This window comes from Acidobacteriota bacterium (assembly GCA_030697165.1).
Lineage (GTDB): Bacteria > Acidobacteriota > Vicinamibacteria > Vicinamibacterales > UBA2999 > 12-FULL-67-14b.
Genome location: JAUYQQ010000011.1, coordinates 252308 through 278781 on the forward strand (window position 1 = coordinate 252308; position 26474 = coordinate 278781).

Below are 26474 nucleotides of genomic sequence, written 5' to 3' on the forward strand. Positions count from 1 at the left end.
GTCAGATGACGAGGCGGACGTCACCCGTTCGCCTTGTCACGCGTTCCCGGTCGAGATACTCCAGCAACGGGATCGCGAACTTCCTCGACACCCCGTACTTGTCCTTGAAGGCGGCCATATCGACCGTGACCGGGCCGCCGGGACTCCCCGCCTTCATCGCCCGGATCTCATCCTTGAGCGCCTGCAGCGCGCTCGCGTGAAAGGTCAGCGTGTCCAGCCGGACCAGCACCTTTTCGCGAATTAGAACCGCGGTGATTTTCTCGGCCATCGCCGCCGGCGCGCCGGCTGCGGCCTGCACCGTCGCGGCGTCGGGCGGCTTCAATCCCGCCGCCGCGTAAGCCGCGGCAATGGCCCCCTTGATGCGGGCGTCCTCTCCAGTCGCTGCCACGGTGTGCGTCGCGAGGGCCAGGCGATCGGCCCCGACCAGCGTCCCGGCCTTCTTCAGATCGTCCACGATGCGCTCGAACACGGTGATGTCCAGGGACTCGTCCGCCGAAGGCCTGGCGAAGGTGGAGGCGACCTTCTCGCGAGCCTCTTCGCGCGGCAGGCCGTCACTGAGCGGCTGGGCGCGATGAAACGCCGTCACCAGTTTCACCAGTGCCTCAGTCGCCCGCGCCAGGTGGCTGGCCGCTACGAGGCGGTCGCCGGCGACTGCGATACCCCGCGCCGCCAGCGCGGCGATGGTGCTCGCGACCGCCGCCGGCGGCACGCCGGCTCGGGCCGTCAGGGCGTCGCGGGGCAAGCCGGGCAACCCCGCCGCGGTGATCATCGCCGCCACCGCGTCGGCCGAATGGCGCGCCGGGTCCAGGTCGAGGGCCGCTAGGCTCTCGGCTCCTTCGGCCGAACGAACGCCGGGCCGGGTCGGGGCCGGGTCGATCACCGTACCGCCGCCAATCGTGATGGGCGGCGAGTAGGCGCGAAGAATAAAGCGATCGCCACGCGTCAGCGCCGCCGCCGTCTCGAGCCGGACCCGCGCGAACGTGCGTTCACCGGGCGCGAGCTCGACGGCCGTGCCGGCAATGGAGACCCGGCCCAGCACTTCGGCGGTGCCGTGATGCAGGCGCACGCGGGCGCCATGCTTCAAGGGCTTCGCGGAAGCCAGCAGGTCGATCGCGGTGTCGATACGGCGGGTGACGCTCAGCGAACCGGCCTCGGCCAGCGTCTCGCCGCGCGCGATCTGTCCCACCTCCACACCGCCCAGGTTGACCGCGGTCCGCTGCCCGGCCACCGCCTCGATCGCCGTGGTGCCGTGCACCTGGATGCCGCGCACCTTGGCCCGCCGCGCCGACGGCAACAGGACCACGTCGTCATCCACGCCCAGCCGTCCCGACACCAGCGTGCCGGTGATCACAGTGCCAAAGCCCTTCATGGTGAAGGCGCGATCGATCGGCAGGCGCGTGGCGCCCGTGCCGGGGCGCTGGCTCACCTCGGCCGCCTGCGAGGCAATCGCCACGCGCAGCGCGTCCAACCCGTCGCCGGTGCTGGCCGACACCTCGATGACCGCCGCCCCTTCCAGGAACGATCCCTTCACCAACTCGGCCACGTCCTGGCGCACCAGCAGCCGCGTGTCGGCATCGGCGAGGTCCCCCTTCGTCAGCACGATGATGCCCCGCGGAATGCGCAGCAGCCGGCAGATGTCGAAGTGTTCCCGGGTCTGCGGCATCACCGATTCGTCCGCGGCCACAATCAGCAACACGCAATCGATGCCGCCCACGCCGGCCAGCATCGTGCGCACGAAGCGCTCGTGGCCCGGCACGTCAACAAACGCCACCCGCGTCTCGCCAATCACGGCATGGGCGAACCCGAGTTCGATGGTGATGCCGCGCGCCTTCTCTTCCTTCAAACGATCGGGGTCGATCCCGGTCAGCGCGCGGACCAGCGTACTCTTGCCGTGATCGATGTGCCCGGCCGTGCCGACGACGAGACTGGTCACCGCTGCTTCCGGCCCTTGCGCTCGGCCTTGCCCGGGCGCTGCGTCTTGGTCTTGCGGCGGCGCCGCTCTTCAGGCGTGCCTTTGCGCTGCTCTTTCTTCGGGCGCGCGGAACTGCGCGCGGGGCCACGTCCGCGCTCGTCCTGGCGAACCTTCTCGAGCACATCCTCCAGGCCCAGGTCGATCTGCCGGCGGTCCATGTCCACCTTGATGATCTGGACGCGGACGCGATCGCCGAGCCGGTACAGCTTTTTGCTGTTCTCGCCAAACAGCGCGTGCTGCGTCTCGCGGTAGCGGTAATAGTCGTCGGCCATGGTGCTGACGTGGACCAGGCCCTCGACGTAGTGCTCGATCAGTTCCACGAACATGCCGAACGGGGCGACGCCGGTGATGTAGCCGTCAAAGACATCGCCGACCTTGTCGGCCATGAACCGCACCTTCTTCCACTGCAGGATCTCGCGCTCGGCTTCCGCGGCGCGTCGCTCCATCTCCGAGGTGTGCCGGCCGACTTCCGGCAAGTCCTCCTCCAGTTCGAGCCGCCGTTCAGCGCTGATCTTGGTGTGCCGCAGTTCGCGCAGGGCGCGATGCACCACCAGATCGGGATAGCGGCGAATCGGCGAGGTGAAGTGCGCATAGCTGTCGGCGGCCAGGCCGAAGTGCCCCACGTTGACCGGGTCGTAGCGCGCCTTCTGCATGGTCCGCAGCATGAGGAACGCGACCGGCCGCTCCGCCGGGTTGCCGCGGATCTTGTCGACCAGCTTCTGGAAGTGCATCGGCGTCACGTGGCCGTCGGTCGCGCCCAGGCTGAAGCCGAACGCGCCGACGAACTCCTCGAACTGCATCACCTTCAGCGGATCGGGCTTCTCGTGGATGCGGTACAGCGCCGGCATATGGCGCGTTTCGAGGTGGCTGGCGACCGTCTCGTTGGCCAGCAGCATGAACTCTTCGATGATGCGGTGCGCGACATTGCGCTCCGACGCGATGATGTTCTCGATGAAGCCGTCCTCGTCGAGCACCACCTGGGCTTCGGGCAGGTCGAAATCGACCGACCCGCGACGCCGCCGGCGGCCATTGAGAATGGCAAACAGGTCCCGCATCAGCTCGAACATCGGAACGAGCGGCCGGTACTTCGCTACGGTCTCGGCATCGCCGTCCGTGAGAATGGCGTTGACCGCAGTGTAGGTCATTCGCGCGTCGCTGCGGATGATGCCGTCGTGCATCTCGTGCCGGACCACCTCGCCCGTGGCGCTCACCTCCATCAGGCACGATTGCACCAGGCGAACGACCTCCGGCTTCAGACTGCACAGCCCGGTCGACAACTCCTCCGGAAACATGTGGATGGCGCGCTCGGGAAAGTAGACGGACGTGCTGCGATCAAAGGCATCGGCGTCGAGGGCCGAGCCGTCGCGCACGTAGTGCGAGACGTCGGCGATGTGCACGCCCAGCCAATAGTGCCCGTTCGGCAGCCGCTCGATCGAGATGGCATCGTCGAAATCGCGCGCGGTCTCGCCGTCGATGGTCACGACGGTCCGGTCGCGGAAGTCGGTGCGGCCGGCCAGGTCGCTTTCGCGAACGGCGCCGCCAATTCGGGTCGCCTCGGCCACCGCGTCTGGGCTGTGTTCCTTCGGAATCCCGTGCTTGCGCAGGATGATCTCGGTGTCGACCCCGGGGTCGTTGATGTCGCCGAGAATCTCGGTAATGCGGCCGGCCGGGCCGCGCGTGGGGGTCGGCCAGCGCGTGATCGTCACGGTGACCATCTGCCCCGCCTCGGCCCCCAGGGTCTCTTCGCGCGGGATCTGCACTTCGGCGGTAATCCGCTTGTCAAACGGCACGACAAACGCCAGCCCGGAGGCCTCCACATCGAAGCGGCCGACCACACTGCTCGAGGCGCGCTCGAGTACCTGGACAATCTTGCCCTCGGCGCGACCATCTTCCCGGTAGCGTTCGATGCGCACGACCACCCGGTCGCCGTGCAGGGCCTCCTGCAGGTTGTGGGAGGCCACGACGATGTCGCGGGTCAGGCCCTCGATGGGCCGCTCGGGCGCGACAAAACCAATCCCCGAGGCGTGGCCGTCGAGCTTGCCGACCACAAGGTCCATGCGATCGGGCAGCCCGTAGAGCTTGCCCTTCACCAGGACGAGATCGCCGTCGTTGACCATGTGGCGCAGCAGGCGCTTGAAGGCCAGCCGCTCCTCACGGGTGATGCCGAGCACCCGGTACAGTTCGCGGGCGGTGGCCGGGTGCGGCACCTTGGCGCGCATGCGTTTGAGGAGGTCGTCACGGTTCATGGATCACGATCGCTTGTAAATCACCGACATTGGTTTGGGTGCGCCCCAGGCGAATCACATCGCCGAGCGGCGCGAAAAACGCGAGCGAGTTGTTCGCTGCAAGATAGTCGCCAGGGGCGTCGAGGCCGGCCTGCGCGGCGCGGGCCATGGTCGTCGAATCGATCATGGCGCCGGCCACGCCGGACGAACCATCAATGCCGTCGGTGCCGATACTGGCGGCGGCAACAGGCAACCCTAAAGGGTTGCCTCCACCTATTCCACCGTAGGGGCGCACTTTAGTGCGCCCGTCCAACGCCTCGGCAATCGACAACACAAACTCCAGGTTACGGCCGCCGAGACCGTCTCCGGTCACGCGCACGGTCGTTTCTCCACCAGAGATGACGCACACAGGGCCGGCGACGCCTCGCGACAACTGCCGCGCTTGCGCAAGCCAGGCGGGTCCGGCGACCCGCGCCTCGCCCACCACGGGCTCGTCGATCAGCAGCACCTTGTAACCGCGCGCCTCGGCCTCGGCGCGCGCCCCGGCCATGGCATCCCGCCGTCCGCCGATGACGCGTGCGCTGGCACGCCCGAGCGAGGGGTGCCCCGCCGCAGGCGTGTCGGCCAGCTCGCCGGCCACGCCGCGCGCGACCAAGGCCCGAACCGAGGCCAGGTGACCGGCGCCGCCGAAGCGGTCGAGGGCCGCCGCGGCATCACTCCACGTGGTGCTGTCGGGCACCCCGGGGCCTGATCCGATCGCGTTCAGATCATCGCCCACCACGTCCGACAGCGCGAGCGTGACGGTGCTGCCGATGCACGCCGCCGCCAGCCGTCCGCCCTTCACGTTGGATAGATGCCGGCGCACCGTGTTGAGCGCGTGGATGTCAGCGCCGGCGTTCATCATCAGCCGCGTGGTGCCGATCTTGTCGTCGAGGCTGATGCCGTCCACCGGCGCGGCCATCAGCGCCGAGGCGCCGCCCGACAACAGGATCACCAGCGCTTCCCCGGAATGCACCGACTGCGCGACCGCGAGCGCGCGCCGGCCGGCCGCCTCGCTGCGCGCATCGGGAAACGGGTGGCTCGACTCGAGCCATTCCACGCGCTCGGGCAGTCCCGCATCCGCGTGAGTGCCAATCGCGATAGCCTGCCGAATCGCCAGGTGGGTCGCGCTGGCGAACGCGGCGGCCATGGGCGCCGCCGCCTTGCCGACGGCCACGACGTGCAGGGGCCGCGAGGCGAGGACATCCGCCAACACGGCGTCAGTCAGCGCCCGCTCGATCACCCGCGCCGCGCCGACCGCGTCGACACCGGCGCGGACAATGGCGTTGAGATCTTGTTTGAGCGTGGAGAGCGGAACTGTCAGTGGACCTTACACGGATCGGACCAACCCGAAAGGCCGGTCACGACGTCGAACTCGCGGAGTAACTGGGCGACCACCTGATCGGCGTCGGCTTCGGCCGACAGGCGATCGACTCCGGCAATAATCTTGAGGAGCGCAGCTTCGGCGCTGTTGATGGCCTGTGCGCTGTAATACTCGCGCTGCTCCAACAAGCACTGGTGGTGCTTGAGAAACTCTTCGCGGTAAAACTCGGAGAGTGCCGACACGCTGGCCGGAACGGCACTATCCATCAGAAAGCGCGGGACTCTGTTCCTCGCCCTCGACATATTGGATGAATTTCAGTGTAGGGCGTTCGCGCGAATGTGTCAACGGGGCGACATTCGAAGACGTCCCGTTTCAATTTGACCGGTCGTTCATTTCGCTGACCGCGACGCCACCGATCCCGCGGCAGCCCCGACCCCCAGGCCGCCGAGCAGCATCACCACCGTTTCGCGAACGCCCAGAAACCTCAGCTGGCCCTCGCCGAGCAACCCGGCCAGGTCGGAGCCGAGCCAGCGAGCCACTGCCCAGTACAGGGCAGCCACGGCCAGCCACGCCACCACGGCACCGGCGCCCCCGAGCAGCAGGCCTTCGACGATGAAGGGGCCCCGGATGTAACTGAATGGGGCGCCCACCAACTGCATGATGTCGACCTCGTCGCGCCGGGCATGCAGCGACAGCCGCACGACCGCTGCCACCGTGAACGCGGCCCCCAGCATCAGCGCGCCGGCGACAACGGCCGCCGCCACCTGCGCCGACGTCACCAGGCCGGCCAGCCGCGTGAGCCATCGGCGGTCATAGCGCACGTCGGCCACCCCATCGCGGCCCGCCAGACCGGTCGTCAGATCGTCAACCGCATCGGTGCCGGTGGCACCCGGCTTCAACCGAACCTCTAACGCCGCCGGAAACGGATTCTGTTCCACGGACGTCGTGACATCCAGGAGCTCCGGAAAGTCCGCGCGGAACCGGTCGAGCGCGCGCTCTTTCGAGACGTACTCGAGCGCCGCGACTGCCGGCTGTTGCCGGACATACTCTTCGAGGCTGTCACGAAGCTCCGGCGACAAATCGTCGTAGAGGTAGACCGAGACCTCCGCCGACTCCAGCCACCGATCGAGGACCCGCTGCACGTTCACCGAGACGAGCATGAAGCCGCCCAGCGTCAGGAAGGCGATGGCGATCGTGCCGATCGACACGCCCGCCGATCGCCCGGCGCGGCGGACGCTCGCCAACGCTTCTTCGAAGGCATAGCCGACGCTGCTCATCGCGGCGCCTCCGTGGCCCCGGCCAGCTGGCCGTGTTCGAGTTGCACCACCCGCCGCCCCACCCACTTGATCAGCTCGCGGTCGTGCGTGGCGACGACGACGGTGGTGCCGCTGGCGTTGATGTCGCGGAACAGGTTCATGATCTCGAGCGACAAGTCGGGGTCGAGGTTGCCGGTCGGTTCGTCGGCCAGCACCAGGTGCGGCTCGTTGACGAGGGCGCGGGCCACCGCCACCCGCTGCTGCTCGCCGCCCGACAGTTCGGCCGGCAGCGCGTTCAGCCGATGCTGCAGGCCGACCCACTTCAGCACCTGGTACGTGCGGCGGCGCTGCTGATCGACCGGGATGCCGAGCACGCGCAGCGCAAACGACACGTTCTCGAAGATGGTCTTGGTCTGGATGAGCTTGAAGTCCTGGAACACGAACCCGACCGTCCGCCGGTAGGCCTGCACCTCGTGGCGCGTCAGCCGCGCCAGGTTGCGGCCGGCGACGATCACCTCGCCTTCGGTGGGCCGCTCCTGCAGCAGCAGGAGGCGCAGCAGCGTGCTCTTGCCGGCGCCGCTCGGCCCGGTCAGGAACACGAACTCACCCTTGTCGATGGTCAGGTTCAGGTCGCGCAAGGCATACAGCCCGCGGCCGTACATTTTGCCGAGTCCCTGCGTTTCGATCACGGTCGGTAGTCTACTAGCTTCAGTCGCACCCGGCCGAATCCGGCTTCCACTTCCACCATCAGCGGCACCCGGCGCGCATCGTCGCTCAGCCAGAGCGTCGAGGCAATCGCCTGGCGGCGCTGGACCCGGGCGCTGAACCGCGGCTCGACCCGCAGCGCCGACACGGTCTCGCCGTCGATGGTGATGGTCTCGCGTGCCGGCACGCCGACCGTCAGCGCCAGGTTGCGGCCAGCCTCGTTCAGGGGCATCGCCAGCGAGTACCCGGGGGCCAGCGGCAGGGTGCGGACGTACCACAGCGCCGTGAGCGCGTCGCGCGCGCCCGGCGGCAGCGGCAGGGTCAGCGCGCCGTCCTGCCGCGCGGTGGTTGGGCTATCGCCGGTGCTGACACGCCGGCCGGCATGATCGTAGGCGTACGTGCGGTCCACGGACCGGCTGCCTTCGCGCAGTTCCCGTTGGTGCAGCAGCGGCCGCAGTTGCGCGTCGGCGGCGGTGCGGAAGCGGTCGCGCGCCTCGAAGAACCGCGACACCCAGGGCGCCGTCGCCATCGCGACTTCGAAGACCCAAGCCGGCACCTCACCGCCGGCGCCGGCGTCACGCGCCTCTGGCGCGACGACGCTCAGGGTGATCTGTCCAGCCGTGAGGTCCAGCGGACCGTTGAGCCACTCGACCTCGTAACGCGCCTGTTCGCCGACCGCGAAGGGCGGCACTCCGGGGGGCGGGGGTTCAGCGATCGCGACCTCGTCCAGCGCCGCCTCGCTGTCGGGTGTCCACACCAGTTCGTAGATGACGCGGTCGTCGAACCGCGCCCGTTCGACGAACGGTGACGCGGGCTCGCCGGCGCCCGGCAGGCCGCCCGGGCTGACGACGAAGCGCACCGCCAACTCCTTCAGCATCGCGCGCGCGTCGGCCGACGCCGGATCCGCCAGCGCATCGACCAGTGACGTGTAGAACGCCGGCCGCTGGCCGCTGTAGCCGTTGACGATCGGCCGGCCATGCTCGAGCGCTTGCACCATGAACGGTGAGTTCTCGCGATCGAGCGTGAGTGGCAGGTAGACCACTGCGCCGGATCCGGTCTGGTCGGCAAGCCAGCGACCGGTCGGAGTCGAACTGGGCGGCGCGAGTACGAACGCCATCGGCGCATTCGCGTATTCCAGGCACATAAGGGCGGTGAGCAACGCGACCGTGCCGGCCTTGACGCGCGCCTGCGCGACGCCGACACCGGCCAGGACGCACAGCCCCAGCATCAAGACCACGGCAAACCGGGCCGGGGCGCGAATGGCCTGGAAGCCGAACACGTGGTCGGCGAGCCACGCGTACAGCGGGCGCACGCCTTCGGGGCCAAGCGACAACAGCAAGCCGGTGAGGCCGATGGCGACCGCCGACACGACCACGGGGCGCGCATCGCTACGCCAGCCGCGCCACACTCCGAAGGCGGCCAGCCCGATCAGGACCAGGCCAGGAAACATCTGGTGCTCGACGTGCCGCCGGTCGCGCTCGCCTGGCGCCGGCTCGCGGGGCAGCAGCAGTCCGGTCCGTCCATACAACAGGTTGTCCGGGGGGACCTGCGTGTAGCTGGGCCACGCCGCCGCGTGGGCCGCGGCTTCGAACAGGTTGCGGCCAAACCCCTCGCGCTGGCTCGATTGCCAGTACGGCCAGACCACCGGCGCCACGAGTACCGCGCCGACGAGCACGGCCAGGATGGTGCGCGACCAGAACCGTCGGCCGCGCCATTGGCCGCTGGTCCACGCCACCGCCGCCGCCCCAACGCCGAGGGCAATCGCGGTCATCACGCCGTAGTAGACCGAGGACATGGCCTGCAACGCCGCCCACAGTCCCAACCGCACAGCGCCGCTCTTCTTCCGCGCCGCCGCAAGCTGGTACAAGGCCAATAGCGCGAGCGGCAGGAAATACAACGACTGCAGCTGCAAGTGCAGGAGGTGTGCGGATCGGTACGGCCAGCACGCCCACGCCAGCCCGGCGACGAACGCGGCCGGCGTCGATGCGGTGACGCCCTTCACCAACGCATGCATGGCCAGCCCGCTGCCGGCAATCGACCCGAGCAGCAGCACGTTGTAGCAGAGCGCGAGGTTGCCCGTCAGCGCGTAGAGCGGCGCCATGACCAGCGACTGCGGCAGCAGGTGATCGGAAAACGTGAGCGCGCCGGCCGCGGGATGAAAAATATTGGCGTCAAAGACGCGGCCCGACAGCACCGACCCGGGATCGGCGAGCCAGGCCTTCATTCCCGTGCCGAGGATCCAGAGATTCAGGTACGGGTCGCCGGCGCCTTCAAGCGCGCCGAGGTGGGTGGTGAGTTGGGTCGCGAGCGGCCAGGTCAGCGCGACCGCGGCGACGAGATAGAGTCCCGCCGCTCGTATCCACATCGCTTACGAGCCGATGGCGGCGCGCATCAGGTCGGTGACGAGCTTGGGGTCGCCCTTCCCCTTCGTCTCTTTCATCACCTGGCCCACCAGAAACTGGAACTTGCGGTCCTTGCCGGTCTTGATCTCGGCCACGACGTCGGGATGCGCGGCCAGCACGCGCTGCACGATCGGCGCGATGCTCGAGCTGTCGGAGATCTGCGCCAGGCCGTCGGCCGCCACGATGTCGGCGGCCGCGCGGCCGGTGTCGTACATCTTGGCAAACACGTCTTTCGCGACGGTGGAGCTGATGGTGCCCTTCTCGACAATGCCAATGAGGCCGGCCAGCGCGGCCGGCGTGATCGGCACCGCCGCGATGGCGATGGCGCGCTCCTTCATGTTCCGCAGCACCTCGCCCATCACCCAGTTGCTCGCGGCCTTGGCATTGCCCGACTGGCGCGCGGTCTCCTCGAAGTAGTCGGCCACGCCACGCGTCTGCGTCAGCAGCGCGGCGTCGTACTCGGGGATGGCGTACTCGGCAATGAAGCGCAACCGCCGCGCCTCGGGCAGTTCCGGCATGGACGCCTGGATGGCCCGGCGGCGGTCGGCTTCGACAATCAGCGGCGGCAGGTCCGGCTCGGGGAAGTAGCGATAGTCGTGCGCCTCTTCCTTGCTGCGCATCGAGTGGGTGGTGCCGCGGGCGGCGTCGAACAGCCGCGTCTCCTGCACCACGCGGCCGCCGTGATCGATCACGTCGATCTGGCGGCCAATCTCGTAGGCGATCGCCTTCTCGAGGTAGCGGAACGAGTTGACGTTCTTCACTTCCGCCTTGGTCCCGAGCGTCGGGTCGCCCGCGCGCCGCACCGACACGTTGGCGTCGCAACGCAGGCTGCCCTCGTCCATGTTGCCGTCGTTGACGCCGAGCCACACCAGGATCTGGCGCAAGGTCTCGAAGAACAGCGCCGCCTCTTCGGCCGACCGCATGTCGGGCTCGCTGACAATCTCGACCAGCGGCGTGCCGCTGCGATTGAAATCCAGGTAGGTCTTGCGATCCGAGTCGGCAAAGCCATCGTGCAGCGACTTGCCGGCATCCTCTTCCATGTGGATGCGGGTCAGCTTCACAAACCGGCCGCCGACCGAGGGCGGCAGTTGCAGGCCGCCGCCGAGCGCCAGCGGCAACTCGTACTGGGAGATCTGGTACCCCTTCGGCAAGTCCGGATAGAAGTAGTTCTTGCGGGCGAAGACCGACCGCTCCTGCACCTCACAGCCGAGCGCGAGGGCGGCGGTGACGGCGAGGTCCACGGCCTTGCGGTTCAGCACCGGCAGGGCCCCGGGCAGCCCCGCGCACACCGGACACGTGTGCGCGTTTGGTGGCGCGCCAAACGCCGTGGAGCAACCGCAGAAAATCTTGGTGGCGGTGAGCAGCTGGGCGTGGATTTCCAGGCCGATGACGGCCTCGTACGACATCCGTAGATTCTAAAGGAAAAGTGAGAGGGGAAACCTCTCACTTCTCACTTCTCGCTCGGTTAGATCGTCGGGCCGGCGGCGGCGACCGCGGCGTCGGCATCGGCGAAGTTGGTCTTGAAGTTCTCGACGAACATCCGGGCCAGCTTGGCCGCCTGCGCGTCATAGGCCGCCTTGTCGGCCCACGTCCCGCGCGGATCGAGCACTTCCACCGGCACCCCGGGCACCGCGGCCGGCACCTCGATGTTGAAGACCGGATGACGCGTGTAGGCGACGTTATCGAGCTGCCCCGAGAGCGCCGCGCGAATCATCGCGCGGGTGTAGGCAATCTTCATGCGGCTGCCAACGCCGTGCGGGCCGCCGGTCCAGCCGGTGTTGACCAGCCAGACGCGCGACTGGTGCTTCGCGATCCGCTCGCCCAGTTGCTTGGCATACACATTCGGGTTGAGCGGCAGGAACGGCGCGCCAAAGCAGGTGCTGAACGTGGCGCTCGGCTCAGTCACGCCCTTCTCGGTGCCGGCGACCTTCGCGGTGTAGCCCGACAGGTAGTGATACATCGCGCCTTCGGCCGACAGTCGTGCAATCGGCGGCAGCACGCCGTAGGCGTCGGCAGTCAGCATGATGATGTTCGTGGGGTGTCCGCCACTGCCCAGGGGCGCGTGGTTGTCGATGAACTCGATCGGGTACGCGCCGCGCGTATTCTCGGTCAGCGAGGCATCGTCGAAATCGAGCACGCGCGTGCCGGGGTCCATGACCACGTTCTCGAGCACCGTGCCGAAGCGGCGGGTGGTCTCGAAGATCTGGGGCTCAGCCTCGGCCGAGAGGCGAATCATCTTGGCGTAGCAGCCACCCTCGAAATTGAACACGCCGCGATCGCTCCAGCCGTGCTCGTCATCGCCGATCAACTGCCGTTCAGGGTCGCTCGACAGGGTCGTCTTGCCGGTGCCGGACAGGCCGAAGAAGAGCGCCGTGTCGCCGTCCGGGCCGATGTTGGCCGAGCAGTGCATGGCGAGCACGTGCCGGAGCGGCAGCAGGTAGTTCAGCACCGTGAAGATCGACTTCTTGTTCTCGCCGGCGTAGCTCGTGCCGCAGATCAGCACCTCGCGCGAGGCGAAGTTGACGGCGATGGCCACTTCCGAGCGCGTGCCGTGGCGGGCCGGGTCGGCCTTGAAGGTCGGCGCGGTCAGCACGGTGAACTGCGGATCGAAGCCCGCCAGGTCGCCGGCGGGGGGCACGATGAACAGGTTACGCACAAACAGGCTGTGCCAGGCGTACTCCTGGATGAACCGGACCGGCAGGCGGTACTCCGCGTCGGCTCCGGCGTAGAGGTCCTGAACGAACAGTTCCTGGTTCTTCAAGTGCGCCACGATGTCGCGGCGCAGGAGGTCAAACTGGGCCGGTTCAATCGGACGATTGACCTTGCCCCACCAGACATGAGCTTCGCTCGACGGTTCCTTGACGACGAATTTGTCGTTGGGCGAGCGGCCCGTGTGCGCGCCGGTCCGGCAAACCAGAGGACCGTCCGCGGCGATGCTGCCCTCTTGGCGACGGATCGCGTGCTCGTACAACGCGGCCGCCCCGAGGTTGAAATGAACCGGCTTGGAGGATTGAACGCCGTGGGCTTCCAAGCCACGCCCGACCTGTGCAGTACTCATGAAATATGACTCCAAAAACTCGAACGTATCAGCCGATCGCATCCAAAGTGTGAATGGTACAGATTGAAAAGGCGCTAAGTCAATCTCGTATGCGGACTTGACCCGGGCCTGTTAAACTGCGGTAAACAGGCCACAACCGAATCCCGTAACACATGGCAGGAAAGCCTCTCGTCGACCTCGCCGCCCCGCCCCGTCCCGCCGACGGCGCCCATCCCTCGCCCGCCTCCGTCCTGGCAGCCGAGATCAAGGCGCTCGTCGAACGCGGTGATCGCGATGCGGCACGAGAGCGATTCGGGGCGCTCGTCTCGCTGCTGCAACGCCGCGCGGTGCGGATCGCGTTCCAGTACCTTCGCGACGCCGCGGATGCGGACGAGGCCGTCCAGGACGCCTTCATCAAGGTGTTCCTGCACATCGAGCAGTATCGGAACGGCCTGCCGTTCGATGTCTGGTTTACGCGGATTCTGGTCAACGCGTCGCTCGACCGCCTCAAGGCACGGGCCCGGCAGCAACGCTGGATCAGCCACTCGACCGACGAAGACAACGGCCGGCCGGTCGAACAGGTGGCCGGCACCGAGGCGTCGAACGAACGGCGGATGTTGGCGAGCGAACGGTGGGCGCAGGTGACCGAGGCGGTGGCGACGCTGCCCGATCGGCAGCGGCTGGTCTTCACGCTGTGCCACCTGGACGAACGGACCCCGGCGCAGATCAGCGCCGCGACCGGGATGAGCCAGGCGACGGTTCGGGTGCACCTGTTCCGGGCGTTGCGCAAGTTACGAGCAGTGTTGGGAGGTCAAGCATGAGCCGACGCGATATCACCGAGCCCGACCTGCACGCGACGCTGGCCGCGTACCGGGACGCGGCGCATGCCGAGGCCGACGCCCACTTCGACGACCGCGCTCTCGAGAGCCAGCGCCACAAGATCCTGGCCCGGCTCGCCCAGTTGGCGCACCCCGCGAAGGTGATTCGGTTCCCTGCAACCGCGCCCGTGCCGGCCCCGGCCAGTGGCGTCAATCGCCGCTGGATCAGCGTTGCGGCGGCGGCAGGGTTGATCATCGGGCTGCTCGGCGGCCAGATCGTCAACCTGTTGCCGTTCCAGCCCCGCCGAACGGCCCCCCTGGGGTCGTCGATCGCGCCAAGTGGTGGCAGCGTCAACGGTTACTTCCCCGCTCGTGCCACCCTGCCGCAGGATGACGGCCTGCTGGGCGAGGTGGACTTCGCGGTTCAGGTGCGCAGCGCCAGCGAACTGCGGACCCTCGACGAGCTGACCCCGTTTCACGACCCTCAATAGCCCGGGTTTTCGGCCCCATCCTGCCCAGACCTCGTTCTCTGCCTCGGGCGAAGCTCAACCGCTATTCCGTAAACGTCCGGCCGGGGCTGGTCGTAACGATACAGAGCCATGCATATCTTACGTAAGTCGTTCATTTATTTAGCTTTGTCTCTGGTTGTCGCCAGTGTGCAACCAGCCGCTGCCCAGGGCTTCAAGTGGTGGCAGATGGACCGCTTCCAGAAGGGTCTATCGCTGACCCAGGAGCAGATTGACCGGGTCGAGGCGATCTTCCAGACTGCCGAGCCGTCGCTGCGCGCCCAGAAGGCGGCGCTCGATAAGGCCGAGCACAAGCTGTCGAAGATCATCACCGACTCGACGTCGGATGAAGCCGCCGTGCTGCAGGCCGCCGAACGGGTGGAAGCCGCGCGCGCCGAACTGAGCCGCACCCGGACCCTGCAACTCTTCCGGATGCGCCGCGTCCTAACAGACGAGCAGAACACCAAGATGAAGGAAATGCACGATCACGATCGCCGCGAGCGCGAGCGTGCGCGCAAGCCGAAGGGCGAGCTGTTTCACGACCGCTCTAACTGAGTCGCAATCATTCGCAACCCTCGAGATCCTTGACGACCATGAAATCCTTTACGTGTGTCCTCCTGGCGGCAGCAGTCTGTCTCGCCGTCCCCCACGCCACGGCGCAGACATTGTCGGAGGCCGCCCGCCAGGACGCGGTCGTGCAGCAGGCCGTACGCACCTATCAGCAGGGCCTGAACGACCTCAGTCCCGCAGCCTCCGGCATCACCCAGCCCGGCTCGCCGTCTGGCGCGCTGCGCGATCTGCGGCTCGAAGACGCCGTGGCCATTGCGCTCGAGAAGAACCTCGACATCCAGGTCGCGCGGCTCGAACCCGAGTCGGTGGATTTTTTGATCGCGGGGTTCCGCAACACGTATCGTCCCGTGGCCAACTCCACGGTCGGCCTGCGCGATCAATATCAGCTGCCCACCAGCAGCTTGAATGGCGGTACCAAGGTCAACAACGGCACCAGGACCTACAACTTTGGCCTGGCGCAGAACGTGAACAAGTGGGGCGGTAATTACACGGTCAACTGGAGCAACTCGCGCGTCGAAACGTCGAACACGTTCTCGACCTTCAATCCCAGCTTCACGACCAACCTGGTCGCCGCCTACACGCAGCCGTTGCTGCGCGGTTTTCGGATCGACAACATGCGCCAGCAGTTGCTGATCAACCTGATCAATCGCGACGTGTCGGAAGAGAGCGCGCGTGCCACCACGTTCCAGACGCTGGCCAACGTGCGCAACGCCTACTGGGACCTGGTGTTCGCGCAAAGTGCGGTGGACGTGGCCCAGCGGGCGACCGAACTCGCCGACAAGCTGGTGGTCGACAACCAGGCGCGCGTCGAAGTCGGCACGCTCGCGCCGCTCGACATCGTCCAGGCGCAGGCCGAATCGGCCACCCGCCGCCAGAACCTGGCGGCGGCCGAAGCGACCGCGCAGACCGCCGAACTGGCGCTCAAGCGCTTCCTGGTGAGCGGCACCGATGACCCGCTGTGGCGGCAGACCATCCGTCCGGTCGACCTGCCGTCGCTTGGTCCGGCGCCCGCCGACATTGACGGCGCCATTCGCCGGGCGCTGGCCGAGCGCACCGACGTCGTGACGGCCCGCAAGAACCTCGACTCGAACGACGTCAGCCTCCGCTTTTTCCAGAACCAGTCCCTGCCGGCCGTTGACCTCAACGCGAGCTACGGCGCCCAGGGCGTCGGCGGCACGGCCATCGTCCGGACCGGCCCGCTGGGAAACCAGACGGTGTCCGCGATCATCCCCGGCGGATACAGTGATGCGCTCTCGCTGCTGAGAGCGCGCGACTACCCCACCTGGAACCTGAACGTCACCATGAGCTATCCGATCGGCGGGAACCAGGCCGACGCGCAGCATGCGCGCGCCCGGGTGCAGCGCACCCAGGCCCTGACGCGGTTGCGCGCCATGGAGGTGCAGATTGCCGCCGAAGTCGCCAACGCCGCGCTGACGGTGCAGAGCAATCTGAAGCGCGTCGAAGCGGCCACCGCGGCACGCGAGCTGGCGTCGAAGCGCCTCGAGGCCGAGCAAAGCCGGTTCGAGGTCGGCATGACGACCAACTTCTTCGTGGTCCAGGCCCAGCGCGACCTGCGCGATGCGCAGAACACGGAACTCCGGGCGCTGGCCGACTACCGCAAGTCGCTCGTGAACTTCGAACGGGCGCAGCAGTCGCCGGCCGGCGGCGGCGGCGGCTTGAACGCGGCCACCGGCGGGCAGTAGCGCGCGACCGACATTCTTTCGACGAGGGTAGAGACGGATTCTTATATGCGTAAATTTGTAGTGATTGGTTTGGTCGTGGCCGTGGCCGCTGGCGCGGCGGCGTACCTCGGCGTCTTCTCGAATCCCGATGCCGCGACCACGGGCGGCCAACAGGGCGGCCCGCCCGGCGGGGCCGGACGCGGCGGCGGTGGCGGCGGCTTCCCCGGTGGGGGCATGGGCGGCTTCGGCGGCGGCGGGCCGCGCTCGCCCATGACGGTGGAACTCGGCACGGTCAAGCGCGGCGACGTCGCCGCGCACTTGACGGTCGTCGGCAACCTGATTGGCTTGCAAACGGTAGACGTGGCGCCGCGCACCAACGGACGGCTGCTGACGGTCTCGGTGCAGATGGGCGACCCGGTCCGGCGCGGCCAGGTCATCGGCAAGATCGAAGACCGCGAAATCGTCGAGCAGGTCAGCCAGGCCGAGGCGTCCCTCCTGGTGTCGAAGGCGACCATTCGCCAGCGCGAAGCCGACCTCAACGTGGCGAGGGTCAACTTCGAGCGCTCGCAGAACCTGTTCGAACGCCAGTTGCTGGCCAAGCAGGCCCTGGACGACGCCGAGTCCCGCTTCCTCGCCGCCGACGCGCAGATTGATTTGTCGAAGGCGCAACTCGCCCAGGCCGAGGCGCGCCTGCAAGAGCTGAAGATCAACCTGCAGAACACGACGGTCACCTCGCCCGTGGATGGCTTTGTCGGCAAGCGCAATGTTGACCCGGGCGCGATGGTCTCGCAGAACACCCCGATTGCCTCGGTGGTCGACATCTCGAAGTTGAAGATGGTGGTGAACGTCGTCGAGAAGGACATTCGCCTGGTCACGGTCGGCGACAGCGGCCAGGTTGACGTGGATGCCTATCCGGGCGAGAAATTTTTCGGCCGCATCGCCCGGGTCGCACCGGTGCTGGACCCGGCGACGCGCACCGCGACCATGGAAATCGAGATCGCGAATGGCGACCGGCGCCTGAAGCCGGGCATGTATGCCCGAGTCAGCCTGGTTGTGGAGGAGCGCAAGGGCACGCTCGTCGCCCCGAAGAACGCCGTCATCGACTTCGAGAACCGGCGCGGCGTCTGGGTGCCCAACGAGGACAACCGGGCCAAGTTCGTCGCGGTGCAGGTCGGCATCGAAGACCCCGAACGGATTGAAATTGTTGGGGGCCTGAAGGAAGGCGATCAGATCGTCACGACCGGTGCCACCGCCGTCCGCAACAACGACCAGTTGATGATCGCCGGTGCAGCCGGCCCCGGTGGTCCGGGCGGACGGGCACCGGGCGGAGCCGGACGCGGTCCGGCCGGCCAGGGTCGCGGCCCCGGTGGTCCGGGTGGCGGCCAGCGGCCGGCCCCGAAATAGCGCCAGGAGGGCGGCACGGTAGTGCCGCCAAGTAGCAGACAACGTCAGTCGCCCAATCGAGACCCTTTATGAGTATTCCGCGCATAGCCATCGAACGCCCGGTCACGATGTTCATGATCAGCATGGTCATCATCCTGCTGGGCAGCATCTCGCTCACCCGCCTGCCGGTGGACCTGATGCCCGACACGCAGATGCCCACCATCACGGTGCGCGTCAACTATCCAGGTGTCGGCCCGCTCGAGATGGAGGAGCTGGTCACGCGCCCGATTGAGCAGGCGGTCAGCGCCGTCGCCGGCCTCGAGCGCGTCGACTCGACCTCGTCGGAAGGCAACGCCAACGTCCGCCTCAACTTCGCGTGGGGCTCGGACCTCGCCGAGGCGGCCGACGAGGTGCGCACGCGCCTTGACCGGGTCCGCGGCCGGCTGCCCGTCGACGCCGACCCGCCGACGGTGTTCAAGTTCGACTCGACCGCGATGCCGATCATGGGTGTCGGCGTCGAGGGCGATTTCGATGCGGTGACGCTGCGTGAACTGGCGCAGAACCAGCTGTCGCCGCGTCTCGAGCGCGTCGCCGGCGTCGCCGCGGTCACCATCAACGGCGGCCTGCGCCGCCAGATTCGCGTCGACCTGTCGCGCGAGAAGATCACCGCGCTCAACCTCGCGCCGGATCGCATCATCCAGATCCTCCGCACCGAGAACCAGAACATCCCGCTCGGCGAGGTCAACGACGCCGATCGCACCCTGCTGCTGCGCAGCCCCGGCCAGTTCACCAACATCGACGAAATTCGCAACTTGGTGGTGCTGACGCGCGACGGCGTGCCGGTCTACTTGCGCGACGTCGCCGAGGTCCGCGACACCACCGAAGACCGCCGCTCGTTCATGCGCATCAACGGCACGCCGGGTATTCGCATGCAGGTGACCAAGCAGTCCGGCACCAACACGATCCAGATCGCCGAGGGGGTCAAGCGCGAAATCGAGAAGATCAACGCCGACGTCGATGGCATCACGCTGCGGGTGCTCGACGACCAGTCCCGCTTCATCCAGCGGGCGATTGGCAACGTGCAGGAGCACGCCATGATCGGCGGCTTCCTGGTGATCCTGATCATTTTCCTGTTCCTGCGCGACATCAAGTCGACGCTGATCATCTGCACCTCGATCCCGATCTCGGTGATCGGCACGTTCGCCCTGCTCTACTTCGGCGGCTACACGCTGAACACGCTCACCTTCGGCGGCCTCGCCCTGGGCATCGGCATGATCGTCGACGCCGCGATCGTGGTGCTCGAGAACACCTATCGCCACCTCGAGATGGGTAAGGACCGGGTCACCGCCGCGATCGACGGTAGCGAAGAAGTGTGGTCGGCGATCCTGGCCTCGACCCTGACCCACATCGCGGTGTTTGTGCCGATGCTGTTCCTGACCGGCGTCTCGAGCATCATGTTCGGCCAGTTGGCCGCGGTGGTCTCGTTCTCGCTGGCCATGTCGCTGCTGGTCGCCGTGACGATCGTGCCGGTGCTGTGCTCGCGCCTGCTCGACGCGCCACACGCGCAGCATGCCGGCGGCGGCGTGATGGCCCGGTTGAACCGCACGGTCGACGGCTGGCTCAACCACCTCGACGAGTTCTACGCCCGCACGCTGCACCTGGCCCTGCACCACCGGCCCACGGTCTTCGCCACCGGCTTCGCCCTGTTTGCGATCGCCATCCTCCTGCTGCCACGGATCGGCTTCGAGTTCCAGCCGCAGACCGACGAGGGCGAAGTGCAGGTCGACGCCGAACTGGCGGTCGGCTCGCGCATCGAACTGACCGAGGCCGTGCTGATCGGACTCGAGGAACGCATCCGCCAGGTCGTGCCCGAGGCCACGATGCTGATTACCCAGGCCGGTGGTGGCGGCGGCTTCGGCAACAGTTCCACGCACCGGGGCAACGTCAACGTCCGGCTGGTGCCGCGCGACCAGCGCACCCGCAGCAACGAACAGATTTCCATGCAGCTGCGGCGCGACCTGTCGGGCATTCCCGGCGTCAATGTCCGCGCCCGCCCGTCGGGCGGCATGCAGATGCGCGGCATGGGCGGCGGCGGCCAGGACGGCCGCCTGTCGATCGAGATTCTCGGCCACGACCTCGAGACGTCCAAGGCCATTGCCCAGGACCTCAAGACGATGCTCGACACCACCCGCGGCATTGCCGACTCGCGGCTGCAGCGTGAAGAGGGCCGTCCCGAACTGGCGGTCCGCGTCGACCGCGACAAGGCGGCCTTGCTGGGCCTGACCGTGACCGGCGTGGCCAACACCATTCGCACCAACGTCGCCGGCACGCAGGCGGCGATGTATCGCGATGCCGGCAACGAGTACCCGATCATCGTCCGCCTGCGCGAGGAGGATCGCCAGGAAGTGGCCGAAGTCGGCGACGTGCTGCTGAGCACGCCGGCCGGCCAGATCGTGCCGGCCAAGAACGTCATGGTCATCGCCCGCGAGACCGGCCCGGTATCGATCGAGCGCAAGAACCAGGAGCGCGTGCAGCGCGTCAACGCCGAGACCGAGACCACCCTCAGCGAGGCGGTAGCGGCCATCCAGGCACGCATGGGCGAGATTACGGTGCCCAAGGACTTCGCGGTCGGCTTCGGCAACGAGGTTGAAGAACAGGCGCGGTCGTTCAACGAACTGCGGCTGGTGCTGATCCTGGCGATCGTGCTGGTCTATACGGTGATGGCGTCGCAGTATGAATCGCTGCGCGACCCGTTCATCATCATCTTCTCGATTCCGCTGGCGGCGATCGGCGTGGTCGGCATGCTGATGCTCACCAACACGCCGTTCAGCATGCAGGCGTACATCGGCGTGATCATGCTCGCCGGCATCGTCGTCAGCAACGCCATCCTGCTGGTCGACTACACCAACACGCTGCGGCACCGCGACAAGATGGAACTGCGCGCCGCCATCGAGCTGGCCGGCAAGCACCGCCTGCGCCCGATCCTGATGACCTCGCTCTGCACCTCGCTCGGCCTGGTGCCGATGGCCATGGGTATTGGCGAAGGCGCCGAACTGCAGGCGCCGCTGGCGCGGGTCGTGGTCGGCGGCCTGATGACCTCCACCATCATCACGCTGGTGTTCGTGCCGGCGATGTATACGTTGTTCGAGGAAGGCTGGAGCGGGCTCTTCAAGAAGGGCGCTGCCGCGCCCGCTGAAGCAGCTCACTAGCGGCTGCCCCGCTGACCGGGTCGACCCAGTCAGGTTCCAGTTCTGCGAGCGGCTCGAGCACGAAGAGCCGCTCGCGGAACCTCGGATGCGGCACCACCAGGCCGGGCTCGGCCAGCCGCGCACTCCCATACAGAATCAGGTCGAGGTCGAGCGTCCTGGCGGCCCAACGCGCCGGCCGCTCGCGCCCGTCTTCCCGCTCGATCGCCAGCAACCGGTCCAGCAGCTCCCGGGGCGATAGGGTGGTCGTCCCGACCACCACGCCGTTCAGGTAGCGGGGCTGATCGGTGACACCGATGGCGGCGTTGTCGTGCCAGGTGGAGTGACGGAGATTGTTGAGGAGGGCGGCCAGCCGGCCGACGGCAAACGCGAGGTGGGCCTCGCGATCGCCCAGGTTGCTGCCCAGGGCGATCGCCACGAGGGTCGGCGGCGCTACTGCCCCGTCCACCGCGCGCCCATCACAACGCCGGAGTGGTCGTTGATGGCGAGCGACGTGCCGATCAGGTTCTGGTTGCCGGCCGCGGCCTGGTCGAACAGGCGCTTGTGCTCGAGCATCTCGCCGAGCACGATCTTGAGCATGCCCTTGTGCCGGGCATGCGAGACCTCGTCCACCTTCGCGCGCCACTTCTCCACGAAGCTGGCGTTGTCGCGGGCATCGTCGGCGGCGAGCGCCATCCAGGCATCACCCTTGCCGACGGCCACGGCCTGGCGCGCGGGATCGGCCGGCAGCGGCGCGCCCAGGTCCAGCAGCGCGTGCTGCAGCCACGACAGGTGCGTCTGCTCGCGCGCGATGATGTACTGATAGGCGTTGTTGATGTCGTAGTCCGGCACCTGCTGCGCGACGTCTTCATGGCGCATCAGCAAGCCGGTGCGCTCGATCAGGAAGTCCCGAATCAGGTCCGCGAGGGTGGATGTGGTGCTCACGCCTTCTGCTTTACCCTTTCTGCTTTTCCTTGCAGGTGATGCACACCCGCGTCCAGGGAATGGCGTTCAGCCGGGCCTCGGCGATCGGCTCGCCGCAGTCGCGGCACAGCCCGAATGCGCCCTTCTCGATGCGCACCAGGGCCTCGTCGATGGCCTGAAGAATCTTGGCATCGGTCTGTTTCAAGCGCAACTGGATATGCACTTCGTTGTTGCCCGAGGCCTGGTCGGCCATGTCGCCCTGCCGGCCGTTATTGTGCTCCATGGAGCTCGAGAGGGTATTGAGCCCAGCGCCTTCGACGAGTTCCGCCCGCTTCTTGAGCAGGGCGTCCTTGTGTTGCGAGACGTTCATGTGACTTCGTACTCCCAGCGCGCCCAACGGGGGGGCGCTAAACCTTGATATTACCACGCACGCTGTAGCGTCCGCCTTTAGGCGGACCGTGCCGTCCGGAGCGGTCCGGCTGAAGCCGGACACCACATTGGAACGCTACTCGGCGCGGAGCGTGGCGAGCGGTTTCCTCTGGAGGACTTCCCAGCTCGAGAGGACGCCGATCGCGGCCACCAGGACGGTGGTGACGGCCACGCCGGTGAGGCTCACGCCGAGCAGGGGCGTGAAGGGAATATCGAGGGCATAACGGCTGACCGCCCACGACAGGACGACCGCCCCCGCCGCGCCAATGCCGCCGGCCAGCAACCCGAGCAGGCCGTACTCGATCACCAGCACCATCGCGATCAGCCGGCGCGTCGCGCCGAGCGTCTTGAAAATCGCCGCCTCGTAGACGCGCCGGAACTTGGTCATGGCGACGGCGCCAATCAGGATCAGCAATCCGCTGAACAACACCAGCGTGCCGACGACGGTGACCGCCAGCGTGACGTTGTCGACCACCCCCTTGATCGTGGCGAGAATCTCGCGGCCGTCGATCACCGAGACGTTGGGGGCGGCCTCGACCAGCGCGGCCTGCAGCCGTGCCCGCGTCGCGGCGTCCTGCGGACCGCGCAGGAAGCCGATGAAGCTGTGTGGCGCCTGCTCCAGCACGCCCGGCCTGAACACGAACATGAAGCCGCCGGCGCGGCTGTCGCCCCACTCGACCAGGCGGATGCTCGTGACCGTTGCGGTAATGATCCGGCCGAGCACGTCGAAGCGGATGGTGTCGCCGAGGTTAATCTTGAACTCCTCGCTGAGGAACTGCTCGATCGACACCTCAGGCTCGGTCGACGGCGTGCCGTCCCACAACTGGCCCGCGACGATCGTCTCGTTGGGCTCGAGCGTCTGGCGGTAAGTGATCGTGTACTCGCGCGCCAGCGAGCCGCGGCCGCGCACGTCCTGGTAGTTCTCGAGGTTGACCTCGCGGCCGGCCACGCCGACCACCCGCGCCCGCAGCACCGGCAACAGGCGCGGCGGCACGGCCCCCGTCTCCTGGTGCGCGGTAATGGCGGCGCGCACGCGCGCCACCTGGTCGTTCTGGACATCGAGCAGGAACATGTCGGGCGAATCGGCCGTCACGTTCACGGCAAACTGGTCCACCAGGTTCTGCTGCAGCGAGCGCACGCCGATGATGAAAAAGCTGCCGAGGCCGACCGCCAACAAGACAATGCGCATCTGGCTGCCGGGGCGGCTCAGTTGCAGCACGGCGTGGCGCAGCGCAAATGATTGCGACCGGGCCAACGGCGCAATGGCCCGGATGACGAGGATGCCCGCCAGGTGCAGCACCAGCGCGGTGCCGGCAAACCCGGCGGCGACCACCAGGCCAATGCGCCAGTTGCCTGCTTGCCACACGGTGAGCGCCACCAGCGCGCTGACCACGAAGACCGACACCAGGACCTGGACCGCGTCTGGCCGCCGGCTGCGCGCCTCGTCGCGCAACAGCAACGACGGCTTGACGTGACGCACTTCAAGCAGCGGCACCAAGGAGAACAACAACGACACCAGCAGCCCGATGCCGATCCCCTGCGCCACGGCCGGCACCGTCAGGGCGTAGTCGATCGCCACGCCCGGCGTGGCCCCCGCGAGCAGCGACGGAATGGCCCGCATGGCCAGCGCGGCCAACCCGACCCCGAGCAGGCTGCCCGCCAACCCGAGCATCGCCACCTGCGCCACGTAGACCGCCAGCAGCTGTGACGAGCGCCCGCCGACGCACTTGAGCACGGCGATGCTCTTCATCTTCTGCTGCACGAACACGCGCGTCACGCTCGACACGCCGATGCCGCCGAGAATGACAATCACGAGGCCCACCAGGCTCAGGTAGTTCTCGGCGCGCTCGAAATCTTCGCCAATGTCGTCCTCGGTCGCCTGGTACGAACGCACCCGCGCAAACTCGTTGGCCAGGTCCGCCCGCAGGTCGCGCACCAACTGGTCGAGTCGGGCGTCAGGCACGCGAAGCAGCCGCTGCGACGTGGACCGGCTGCCAAACCCCATCAGCCCGGACTGTTCGAGGTCGGCCAGGTCCACAAACACGCGCGGGCCGATGCTGAAGGCGCCGAGCCGGCGGCCCGGCTCGTTCTCGATGACGCCGCGAATGGTGAACTGCCTGGTGCCAATCGCCAGCACGTCGCCGACCGTGACGTCGAGTTGCGCCAGCAGTTCCGGGCGCACCAGCACGCCGAACCCGCGCAACAGGGCGTGGTCGTAGGTCACCCCATCGGCCAGGCTCAAGGTGCCGTAGTACGGGAATCCCGCCTCGACGGCGCGCAACTCGACCATGCGGGCGCGGCCATCGGCACGGTCCGCGGGACGCGTCATGGTCGCCAGCTCGATCGACCGCGTGCTGTCCGCGCCGGCGGCCGTCACGCGATCGCCGATCTTGGCGACGACCTCCGGCGTCAGCGGCCGGTTGCTCGTGATAATGGCGTCGGCCGCGATCAGCGTCCTGGCCTCGCCGGCGAAGGTATGGCGCACGCTCTGGATCACCGAGCGCAACGCGACAATCGCGCCGACGCCAATGGCGATGCAGATGAAGAAGAACAACAGGCGGTGCCACGACGCGCGCATCTCGCGCGCGGCCATGAACAGCACAAACCTCATCCTTCGACTCGCTTTCGCTCGCTGAGGACAGGTGGTTCGATTCGCCCACCGCGCTGAAGCTCGCTCACCACGGGTGCGTCGGCCACCGGCCGGCCGTCGCGTAACACCAGCCGCGCGTCAGCGACCGCCGCCACCGACTGGTCGTGCGTCACCATGACGAGGGTGACCTTGCGCGCGTGCCGCACCTGCAGCAGCAGGTCGAGGATGTGCCGGCCGTTTGAACTGTCGAGGTTGCCGGTGGGCTCGTCGGCCAGGATCAAGGGGGGATCGTTGGCGAGCGCGCGCGCGATGGCAATGCGCTGCTGCTCGCCGCCCGACAACTGCGAGGGGTAATGGTGCCCGCGATCGTGCAGGCCGACCTCGTCGAGCAATGCCTGCGCCCGCGCCGCCGCGTCGCGGCGGCCGGCAATCTCCATCGGCACCTGGATGTTCTCCTTCGCCGTCAGCGACGGCACCAGGTGGAAGAACTGGAACACGAAGCCGATCTTCTCGCCGCGCAGCCGCGCGAGCGCGTCTTCGTCAAGGCTCGTGATCTCGGTGCCGGCAATGGCAATGGTCCCGGTCGACGCCGAGTCGAGCCCGGCAATCAGCCCCAGCAGCGTGGACTTGCCGCTGCCAGACGGTCCGACAATGGCCAGGCACTGGCCCTCGGGAACATCCAGGTCGAGCGGGTGAAGAATGGTGAGGGGCTGGCCGCCGCTCTGGACGGTCTTGCTGACACCGCGAAGCTGAATCATGGAAGGTTTAAGGGTTCAGGAGTTCAGAGGTTCCCGGCTTACCGGTTAGGACGCGCCAACACGGGCGTCAGTTCCGCCCACACCAGGTCGGCCACCATTTGCGCGCCGCGGGCGTTGGGGTGAATGCCGTCGCCCTGATTCAACGACGCATTGCCGGCGACGCCCTGCAAGAGGAACGGCACAAAGCGCACGCGATAGGTCTGCGCCAGGTCGGTATAGACGCTGCGGAACTGCCGGGTGTAGTCGGCGCCGAAGTTCGGCGGCGCCTCCATGCCGGCGAGGATGACAGTGATGCCCCTGGCCGTCGCCCGATCGAGCACCGCGCTCAGGTTGCGCTTGAGTTCCACCGGCGACAGCCCGCGAAGGCCGTCGTTCGCGCCGAGCGCGACCACCAGCACCTTCACGTCGCCTTCGAGCGACCAGTCCACCCGTCGCAGCCCCCCGGCCGAGGTATCGCCCGACACGCCGGCATTGACGATCTCGTAGTCGAGGCCCTCAGCGGCCAACCGCTGGCCGATCAACGACGGAAAGCTCTGCGCCGGATCCAGCCCGAGACCAGCCGTCAGGCTGTCGCCCAGGAAGACAATGCGCGGCCGCGGCGCGGTGGACGCCGGTGCGGCCGGCGTCGCGGCACACGGCGCCGGGGCCGCGGCCGGAGCCGGCGCCCCG

21 protein-coding genes are annotated in these 26474 nt (G+C 67.7%); 6 read left to right on the top strand and 15 right to left on the bottom strand.

Annotation, left to right across the window (positions count from 1 at the left end; genetic code table 11):
* Position 1: 1 nt before the first annotated feature.
* The 9 genes from selB to Q8T13_12650 all read right to left on the bottom strand — a co-directional run bounded on the left by selB (position 2) and on the right by Q8T13_12650 (position 12981).
* Positions 2-1933, bottom strand: coding sequence for a selenocysteine-specific translation elongation factor (gene selB, locus Q8T13_12610; protein MDP3718597.1), 1932 nt, complete (start codon positions 1931-1933; stop codon positions 2-4).
* Positions 1930-4218, bottom strand: a complete 2289-nt coding sequence (gene rnr, locus Q8T13_12615) for a ribonuclease R (protein MDP3718598.1) — start codon at positions 4216-4218, stop codon at positions 1930-1932. The genes selB and rnr overlap by 4 nt, the downstream gene beginning before the upstream one ends.
* Positions 4208-5518, bottom strand: coding sequence for a DUF4147 domain-containing protein (locus Q8T13_12620; protein MDP3718599.1), 1311 nt, complete (start codon positions 5516-5518; stop codon positions 4208-4210). Before Q8T13_12620 ends, rnr begins: the two co-directional genes overlap by 11 nt.
* Positions 5519-5556: 38 nt before the next feature.
* A complete protein-coding gene (locus Q8T13_12625) occupies positions 5557-5826 on the bottom strand; it encodes a hypothetical protein (protein MDP3718600.1) in 270 nt (89 codons plus the stop codon).
* A 123-nt stretch (positions 5827-5949) separates the two neighbouring features.
* Complete coding sequence (locus Q8T13_12630) at positions 5950-6837, bottom strand: ABC transporter permease (GenBank protein MDP3718601.1); 888 nt, start codon at positions 6835-6837, stop codon at positions 5950-5952.
* Positions 6834-7505 carry a cell division ATP-binding protein FtsE gene (gene ftsE / locus Q8T13_12635; protein ID MDP3718602.1) on the bottom strand — a complete coding sequence of 224 codons (672 nt, stop codon included), beginning with the start codon at positions 7503-7505 and terminating at the stop codon, positions 6834-6836. The genes Q8T13_12630 and ftsE overlap by 4 nt, the downstream gene beginning before the upstream one ends.
* On the bottom strand, positions 7502-9886 hold the full coding sequence (locus Q8T13_12640) for a DUF3108 domain-containing protein (GenBank protein MDP3718603.1): 2385 nt from the start codon (positions 9884-9886) through the stop codon (positions 7502-7504). The genes ftsE and Q8T13_12640 overlap by 4 nt, the downstream gene beginning before the upstream one ends.
* 3 nt (positions 9887-9889) lie before the next feature.
* Positions 9890-11329: an Asp-tRNA(Asn)/Glu-tRNA(Gln) amidotransferase subunit GatB gene (gatB, locus tag Q8T13_12645; GenBank protein ID MDP3718604.1), complete on the bottom strand. Its 1440-nt coding sequence runs from the start codon at positions 11327-11329 to the stop codon at positions 9890-9892.
* 59 nt (positions 11330-11388) lie between these two features.
* On the bottom strand, positions 11389-12981 hold the full coding sequence (locus Q8T13_12650; GenBank protein MDP3718605.1) for a phosphoenolpyruvate carboxykinase: 1593 nt from the start codon (positions 12979-12981) through the stop codon (positions 11389-11391).
* A 152-nt stretch (positions 12982-13133) separates the two neighbouring features.
* Here Q8T13_12650 and Q8T13_12655 point away from each other — a divergent pair, with 152 nt between their 5' ends.
* The 6 genes from Q8T13_12655 to Q8T13_12680 all read left to right on the top strand — a co-directional run bounded on the left by Q8T13_12655 (position 13134) and on the right by Q8T13_12680 (position 21128).
* On the top strand, positions 13134-13781 hold the full coding sequence (locus Q8T13_12655; GenBank protein MDP3718606.1) for a sigma-70 family RNA polymerase sigma factor: 648 nt from the start codon (positions 13134-13136) through the stop codon (positions 13779-13781).
* Positions 13778-14269, top strand: coding sequence for a hypothetical protein (locus tag Q8T13_12660; GenBank protein MDP3718607.1), 492 nt, complete (start codon positions 13778-13780; stop codon positions 14267-14269). The genes Q8T13_12655 and Q8T13_12660 overlap by 4 nt, the downstream gene beginning before the upstream one ends.
* Positions 14270-14377: 108 nt before the next feature.
* Positions 14378-14839 (top strand): periplasmic heavy metal sensor, encoded by a 462-nt coding sequence (locus Q8T13_12665; GenBank protein ID MDP3718608.1) that lies wholly within the window; start codon positions 14378-14380, stop codon positions 14837-14839.
* A gap of 38 nt (positions 14840-14877) precedes the next feature.
* Positions 14878-16557 (top strand): TolC family protein, encoded by a 1680-nt coding sequence (locus Q8T13_12670; protein ID MDP3718609.1) that lies wholly within the window; start codon positions 14878-14880, stop codon positions 16555-16557.
* Between the two features lie 45 nt (positions 16558-16602).
* Positions 16603-17940, top strand: a complete 1338-nt coding sequence (locus Q8T13_12675) for an efflux RND transporter periplasmic adaptor subunit (protein ID MDP3718610.1) — start codon at positions 16603-16605, stop codon at positions 17938-17940.
* Between the two features lie 68 nt (positions 17941-18008).
* Complete coding sequence (locus tag Q8T13_12680) at positions 18009-21128, top strand: efflux RND transporter permease subunit (GenBank protein ID MDP3718611.1); 3120 nt, start codon at positions 18009-18011, stop codon at positions 21126-21128.
* Here the strand turns inward: Q8T13_12680 and folK are convergent.
* The 6 genes from folK to Q8T13_12710 all read right to left on the bottom strand — a co-directional run.
* A complete protein-coding gene (gene folK / locus Q8T13_12685; GenBank protein MDP3718612.1) occupies positions 21088-21573 on the bottom strand; it encodes a 2-amino-4-hydroxy-6-hydroxymethyldihydropteridine diphosphokinase in 486 nt (161 codons plus the stop codon). The genes Q8T13_12680 and folK overlap by 41 nt on opposite strands.
* Positions 21558-22049 (bottom strand): hypothetical protein, encoded by a 492-nt coding sequence (locus tag Q8T13_12690; GenBank protein MDP3718613.1) that lies wholly within the window; start codon positions 22047-22049, stop codon positions 21558-21560. The genes folK and Q8T13_12690 overlap by 16 nt, the downstream gene beginning before the upstream one ends.
* A gap of 10 nt (positions 22050-22059) precedes the next feature.
* A complete protein-coding gene (locus Q8T13_12695) occupies positions 22060-22398 on the bottom strand; it encodes a TraR/DksA family transcriptional regulator (GenBank protein MDP3718614.1) in 339 nt (112 codons plus the stop codon).
* A gap of 135 nt (positions 22399-22533) precedes the next feature.
* Positions 22534-25068: an ABC transporter permease gene (locus Q8T13_12700; GenBank protein ID MDP3718615.1), complete on the bottom strand. Its 2535-nt coding sequence runs from the start codon at positions 25066-25068 to the stop codon at positions 22534-22536.
* Positions 25065-25805, bottom strand: coding sequence for an ABC transporter ATP-binding protein (locus Q8T13_12705; protein MDP3718616.1), 741 nt, complete (start codon positions 25803-25805; stop codon positions 25065-25067). The genes Q8T13_12700 and Q8T13_12705 overlap by 4 nt, the downstream gene beginning before the upstream one ends.
* A gap of 38 nt (positions 25806-25843) precedes the next feature.
* On the bottom strand, positions 25844-26474 hold a 631-nt coding region (locus tag Q8T13_12710), incomplete at its 5' end, for an arylesterase (GenBank protein MDP3718617.1).